This window comes from Chamaesiphon sp. GL140_3_metabinner_50 (genome assembly GCF_025361915.1).
In the GTDB taxonomy this organism is placed as follows: Bacteria; Cyanobacteriota; Cyanobacteriia; order Cyanobacteriales; family Chamaesiphonaceae; genus Chamaesiphon.
In genome coordinates this window covers 1-5,737 of the sequence record NZ_JANYJC010000149.1, presented here as the reverse complement: position 1 = coordinate 5,737, position 5,737 = coordinate 1, and the positions used below count along the sequence as shown (strand labels likewise).

Here is a 5,737-nt window from a genome sequence, read left to right as displayed (position 1 = left end):
CCATCGATCGCCCAAAATTTAATCGTTGGCGTAGCCTACCGGAGGTAATCGACCGAGCATCAAGCTGTATCTCGACATTTGACACGATCGATCGCATATATCCCGCCCACAAAAATTTATTAACGATCCACAATAGCGGAACTGCAAACCAAAATCTCGGCATAAATGTGTACTTCCAGCGAATCAGCGTGCGATCCGCCGCAGCATCGCAATCGAACCACCATTCCCCGGTTGCTGATGCAACTAAAAAGCCCAAAGCACCAGAGAAATCGCTGACTACATAGGCAAAATAGCACGGCTGATGATACTGTGTCAGGCGTTCTTGAGCGTAGCTACCATCAGACAAATGAACGATCCGCGTCTGTCCGATCGCGTCCCAATTGCCAGTTTGAGCCTCTGTGCGAATCACTGCGGGCAATAAACCATAACCTTTAAAGATCGAGGTAAGATCGATCGGGACGACATGGAAAAAAGCCTCGATCGCACTTACTGAAACTTGAATACTGACTACTGATGAAATCATCGATCGATGTTACCTGGGACTGGATTGCCGTCGATCGATCGAATCAAGGGATTCCACACATCGAACCTGTCGAATTCAGTGAGAATTTCCCAAGCAATGTTTGGCGGAGCGTCGATTTCGATACTGGTAATTAATTGTCTTTTCATAAGATCTCTGACTAATGAGTATGAGCCTTACCTGAGTTTTTGGAATTGTTCGTCAATGATGGCAGGACTTAATAATAGCTCTTGTCCGCCATAAACATTAAATGTTTTATCGAGTGTTATTGCATTACCAACCGCTGCTACCAGAATTTGAGCGAGATGCTGGCGACTAATTTGGTAATTTAATTGCATGGGAATGTCTGCTTGTGAAACTACTAAAGGTTCGCTGCTAACGTTTCCATCGTGTAATGCTCCAGCCTGAACGATCGTATAAGGTAATCCACTCTCAATTAAATAAGTTGCTTTATCTTGCGATGCTCGAATCACACCAGGTTTAATTGTATCGAGTACGGTCATAATTATTGATGGTGCTTCTAATCCCAATGTCGTCAGTAGAATAAATTGATTTTGGAAGCCCTGCTTTTTAGCAGCATTTATAGTATTCACTACTCCATCATAGACAATTTCTCTCACACTTTGGCGACTGGCAAAAAATCCACGTCCGCCAACGCCACCAGTAATATCCACTGTGTAAATGATGGCATCAAAGTCAGAATTTATAGCTGTTTGCAGGCTCTCTGGACGAGTGACATCACCATCGATAATTCTAATAGTATCTCCAAATAAAGATCTAGCTTTAGCTGGATCTCTTGCTACCAATGTAACTGAATATCCTCGATCGATCGAGCAATCAATCGCTAATTTTCCCGTTCCGCGCGTACCACCAATTACAAGTATTTGCTTAGACATTAGTTAATAATTTCTGTTTTAGCGGTTTTCCATGAATGAAATGACTTTCGACGATCGCGGGAATATCTGCCTGAGTCAGATGACCGTATAAATGACGATTGGGAAATAATATTTTTCTGACTTTACGTTGGATTTTATCTGGTAGCCAAGCAAAGTCTGGCAAATTAGCCCGATAAACGGCAACAACCGTCCCAGCATCACACCGATCCAAACATCCCGACTGCCGAATTTCGACTCGATCTGCTAATTGTCGTCGATCGATCTCATCGACAAAAGCTTGATATATTTCTACACTACCACAATTAAAACAACAGCTTTCAAGATTATTTAAATCGCCACGCTGTCTCGTGCAAACAAATACTCGATATTTAGATGAATTCATGATATCTCGATCGACTCAATTAAATATAATTAGATTATCTAACCTGGTACTGTCTTACCTCACAAACGATTCAGTTGCTTGACTATCTACATCCGCATCCTGACTTCTGGTTTCATTCAACCGATCTAGTGTATCTACAAAGTCGCGAATGCCTTGAAATTGACGGTAGACAGACGCAAATCGCACGTAGGCGACTTCACTCAACGGACGCAATTCGAGCAGTACCAGTTCGCCTATTTCTGCTGTTGTCACCTCTCTAACGGTGCGCGCTTGCAGTTGAGCTTCGAGATCGTCTACGATCGACTCCAGGGTATCGGGAGTAAGTCCGGTTTTCTGACAGGCATGAATTATCCCCCGCAAGAGTTTAGATCGATCGAAATATTCCCGCCGCGCATCTTGTTTAATGACGGTAACTGGCACGAATTCTAATCGTTCATAAGTGGTAAAGCGATGTTTGCACCGCAGACATTCCCGCCGTCTGCGAATACTCTGTCCGGCTTCTGTCGATCGAGATTCTAATACTCGACTATCTGTATATTGGCAGTAGGAACATTGCATTGGGAGATGGGAGATGGGAGATGGGAGTAAGAAGTAAGAAGTAAGGAGTAAGGAGTAAGGAGTAAGAAGTGTAATTATTGAAAACCTGGAATGCAGTTTCAAAGCCTAAAGCCTAATGCCTAAAACCTAATCCCGACCAGTGAGCGACAGCCGTTGGCGTAGCCTGCCGTAGGCACACTGAAGGGAGCATCCCACTTTTTATTGCTCTTTTGTAGAATAATGTATCAAGAACCACTCACCAGGCAGTTCAGCGATCGATGTTATTTTTATCTGTCAGGACTTTAAAAAGTGGGATACTCCCCCACACTGAATGCCTAAAAAGAAAAATCTGAGCTAACTTAGAGATTTCTCTAGATTAGCTCAGATTGTGACTAAACTGAATTGTTGTTTACTTTTTGCGCGGGATTTTCGCTGGTTCGCGAAAAGCGATCGCAAAAAATACCGTACCTAAAGCCAATGCTGTTACCAAAATATAAATAGTTGCTTCCATCGTTCCAATCCTATGGGATTAATTTTAGTTTAACAAACAGCGAGGGGATCGGAGCGAAGGAACGGACATCAGCCGCATCTATCGCCCCAATCCCCAACCGATTAGGCTTCTTTTCTACGCGTACGTGTAGTTGGGTCGCCCAATTTCTGGAACAGTCCCCACTCGACTTGCTCTTCTAAATCGGCTTCTACACCAGCAAATACGTCGCGGTAAATTGTCCGCGCGCCGTGCCAGAGGTGACCGAAGAAGAAGAATAGTGCGAATACAGCGTGACCGAAGGTAAACCAACCGCGTGGACTCGTCCGGAATACACCGTCGGAGTTGAGTTTTTCACGATCGAATTCAAAGATTTCGCCACCTTGAGCTTTACGTGCAAACTGCTTGACTTGAGTCGCATCGGTAAATGTTTGACCATTTAACGCACCACCGTAGAAACTAGCAGTAATTCCGGCTTGCTCGAAGCTGTATCTCGATTCTGCCCGACGGAACGGTACGTCTGCACGCACGACACCTTCGGAGTCAGTCAAGATGACAGGGAAACTTTCAAAGAAGTTCGGGAGACGACGAACGCTCAGGACGCGACCTTCAGCATCTTTAAATACTGGATGTCCTTGCCAACCTTGAACGATGCCATCGCCTTTATTCATCGCCCCAGTCCGGAATAGACCGCCTTTAGCAGGGCTGTTACCTACATAGTCATAGAATGCCAGTCTGTCAGGAATAGCCTGCCATGCTTGGACTTCTGTCTTGCCATCTTCGATGCTGCCTTGAACGCGGCGTTGAATTTCCTGTTGGAAATAACCGCTATCCCACTGATAGCGAGTCGGGCCGAATAGCTCGATCGGGGTGGTAGCACATCCATACCACATTGTGCCAGCAACGATGAACGCTGCGAAGAATACTGCGGCAATACTCGAAGAAAGTACTGTTTCGATATTCCCCATCCGGAGAGCTTTGTAAAGCCGCTCTGGCGGACGGACGGTGAGGTGGAACAAACCAGCAATAATCCCGACTGTACCCGCTGCAATATGGTGCGCGACTACGCCACCAGGATTGAACGGATTGAACCCAGCAGGCCCCCATTCCGGTGCCACTGGAGCTACATGCCCAGTTATGCCAAATGGATCGGTTACCCACATTCCTGGGCCAAATAGACCAGTTAGGTGGAACGCTCCGAAGCCGAAGCAGAGTAATCCAGATAGGAATAAGTGAATCCCAAACATTTTGGGTAAATCTAACGCAGGTTCGCCAGTCCGTGGATCTGTAAACAGTTCCAAGTCCCAATATACCCAGTGCCAGATCGATGCCAGCATCAACATCCCAGATAAGATGATGTGAGCTGTAGCTACACCTTCAAAAGACCAGAAACCAACGTCAGCCGCCGATTCACCTGGAACGATACTCCAGCCACCCCAGGATTTGGTGATGCCCAGACGTGCCATGAAGGGCATGACAAACATGCCTTGTCTCCACATGTGATTAAAAACTGCGTCACTAGGGTCGAAGTTTGATAGTTCAAATAGAGCCATCGAACCAGCCCAACCAGCAACTAAAGCTGTATGCATTAGATGGACTGAAATCAGCCGACCCGGATCGTTCAAAACGACTGTGTGTACTCGATACCAGGGTAGTCCCATCGACTACGATCCTCCTTAAAATAGGTGTCTACGAAAATTCTTATTTTTTAAATAATCTCATGCATTATGTTATCCGCTTCCCACCTCGAAGACAAGGTAATCTCACATCGATCGATCTGACTTCAGAGATCGCCCCAAACCTCCGTATGACTAGACTCATAGTGCTTCCAGCTCTTTGTGAAATCGCAATTTTATGAAGTTTTATCCTCAGAATCTTTACAAAAGTTAATGATTAGGCTTTAGGTTTACTCAAAACCATCGTCGTACTGGTATTGACAACAAAACCTAGTCGCTCGTAGAAACTTTGCTGGTGGGTGGTGGTGAGATAAATACGTTCGACTCGCTGCATACAAGAATGCGCGAGGACAATTTCTACCAATTTACGTCCCAAACCCAGCCGTTGATAATCGCAGTCGATGACTACATCAAAAATTGTCGCACGATATACACCATCAGAAACTGCTCTAGCAAAACCGATTAGCTTGTCGCCATCCCAAGCAGATACTACAGGTTCGCTGCGATCGAGGGCAATTTTGAGGTCTTCGATGCGTCTATCGACCGCCCAAAAGGCACTTTTATTTAATAATGCTTGAAGTTGATGCAGATCGAGATCTGCGCTGCGATCGCAAAACCGGATGGCTTGAGCTTTCATCTTTGGATCGGTATTCTGTAATAACTAACGATCGATGGTAGCTTTTATCTGGTCGCAATCTTGTAGGATCGATCGCTTAATCTATGTCTGAATTCTAAATAATGAAGACATGGAAGCTCGATCTCTTGACCTTACAATGCCATTGTCGGATCGTTAAGGTCTTAAAACATTTGATGTATAAGGCTTCTAGCTATTAGCTGAAATAGACAGTGGGTAGTTCGCCAATTTCAGCCCATTTATTTAGACTAATCCTTCGCACCTTAACTTAATGGGGATGGCGGCAAAATCGGGAATAGGTATTTAACGAAGATTGCGGTTAACGCCGCTAGAGCTGCTAATGCTACCCGCATCAAACTGCGGGTGAGAGAGCCAGACAACCCAGCCTACATATTTCTAGTAGACAACAAAAATCGGCTTTTAGAACATGATTTGTTTTCTAAAAGCCTTGCCGTACCGTATGTTTTCAACCCAATGGAGACAAGGAGGCTCGAACTCCTGACCCCTACAATGCCATTGTAGTGCTCTACCAACTGAGCTATGACCCCATAATACTTCTTAATTTACTCGATCGCGTTCCCGGTTGTCAAGGGGAAGGCTTTAGG

8 protein-coding genes and 1 tRNA gene are annotated in these 5,737 nt (G+C 45.2%); all 9 read right to left on the bottom strand.

Going from position 1 to position 5,737, the window contains the following annotated elements:
* The coding region (locus Q0R35_RS07845; RefSeq protein ID WP_295615713.1) for a hypothetical protein at positions 1 to 523 on the bottom strand (523 nt) is incomplete at its 3' end.
* Positions 520 to 669, bottom strand: coding sequence for a hypothetical protein (locus tag Q0R35_RS07840; RefSeq protein ID WP_295615711.1), 150 nt, complete (start codon positions 667 to 669; stop codon positions 520 to 522). The genes Q0R35_RS07845 and Q0R35_RS07840, both read right to left, overlap by 4 nt.
* Positions 670 to 696: 27 nt before the next feature.
* Positions 697 to 1,416 (bottom strand): NAD(P)H-binding protein, encoded by a 720-nt coding sequence (locus tag Q0R35_RS07835; RefSeq protein ID WP_295615708.1) that lies wholly within the window; start codon positions 1,414 to 1,416, stop codon positions 697 to 699.
* Positions 1,409 to 1,798 carry a (2Fe-2S) ferredoxin domain-containing protein gene (locus Q0R35_RS07830; RefSeq protein ID WP_295615705.1) on the bottom strand — a complete coding sequence of 130 codons (390 nt, stop codon included), beginning with the start codon at positions 1,796 to 1,798 and terminating at the stop codon, positions 1,409 to 1,411. Before Q0R35_RS07830 ends, Q0R35_RS07835 begins: the two co-directional genes overlap by 8 nt.
* 54 nt (positions 1,799 to 1,852) lie before the next feature.
* Positions 1,853 to 2,356: a transcriptional regulator NrdR gene (nrdR, locus tag Q0R35_RS07825; RefSeq protein ID WP_295615702.1), complete on the bottom strand. Its 504-nt coding sequence runs from the start codon at positions 2,354 to 2,356 to the stop codon at positions 1,853 to 1,855.
* Between the two features lie 388 nt (positions 2,357 to 2,744).
* On the bottom strand, positions 2,745 to 2,846 hold the full coding sequence (locus tag Q0R35_RS07820) for a photosystem II reaction center protein T (RefSeq protein ID WP_295615699.1): 102 nt from the start codon (positions 2,844 to 2,846) through the stop codon (positions 2,745 to 2,747).
* A gap of 101 nt (positions 2,847 to 2,947) precedes the next feature.
* Positions 2,948 to 4,483 carry a photosystem II chlorophyll-binding protein CP47 gene (gene psbB, locus Q0R35_RS07815; RefSeq protein WP_295615696.1) on the bottom strand — a complete coding sequence of 512 codons (1,536 nt, stop codon included), beginning with the start codon at positions 4,481 to 4,483 and terminating at the stop codon, positions 2,948 to 2,950.
* A 232-nt stretch (positions 4,484 to 4,715) separates the two neighbouring features.
* Positions 4,716 to 5,135 carry a GNAT family N-acetyltransferase gene (locus Q0R35_RS07810; RefSeq protein ID WP_295615694.1) on the bottom strand — a complete coding sequence of 140 codons (420 nt, stop codon included), beginning with the start codon at positions 5,133 to 5,135 and terminating at the stop codon, positions 4,716 to 4,718.
* A gap of 472 nt (positions 5,136 to 5,607) precedes the next feature.
* A tRNA-Ala gene (locus Q0R35_RS07805) sits at positions 5,608 to 5,680 on the bottom strand.
* Positions 5,681 to 5,737: the final 57 nt, after the last annotated feature.

What these genes read in the sequence shown, in the direction of transcription:
- Q0R35_RS07840 (WP_295615711.1), bottom strand. Translation starts at nt 669, where the DNA reads ATGAAAAGACAATTAATTACCAGTATCGAAATCGACGCTCCGCCAAAC.
- Q0R35_RS07835 (WP_295615708.1), bottom strand. Translation starts at nt 1,416, where the DNA reads ATGTCTAAGCAAATACTTGTAATTGGTGGTACGCGCGGAACGGGAAAA.
- Q0R35_RS07830 (WP_295615705.1), bottom strand. Translation starts at nt 1,798, where the DNA reads ATGAATTCATCTAAATATCGAGTATTTGTTTGCACGAGACAGCGTGGC.
- nrdR (WP_295615702.1), bottom strand. Translation starts at nt 2,356, where the DNA reads ATGCAATGTTCCTACTGCCAATATACAGATAGTCGAGTATTAGAATCT.
- Q0R35_RS07820 (WP_295615699.1), bottom strand. Translation starts at nt 2,846, where the DNA reads ATGGAAGCAACTATTTATATTTTGGTAACAGCATTGGCTTTAGGTACG.
- psbB (WP_295615696.1), bottom strand. Translation starts at nt 4,483, where the DNA reads ATGGGACTACCCTGGTATCGAGTACACACAGTCGTTTTGAACGATCCG.
- Q0R35_RS07810 (WP_295615694.1), bottom strand. Translation starts at nt 5,135, where the DNA reads ATGAAAGCTCAAGCCATCCGGTTTTGCGATCGCAGCGCAGATCTCGAT.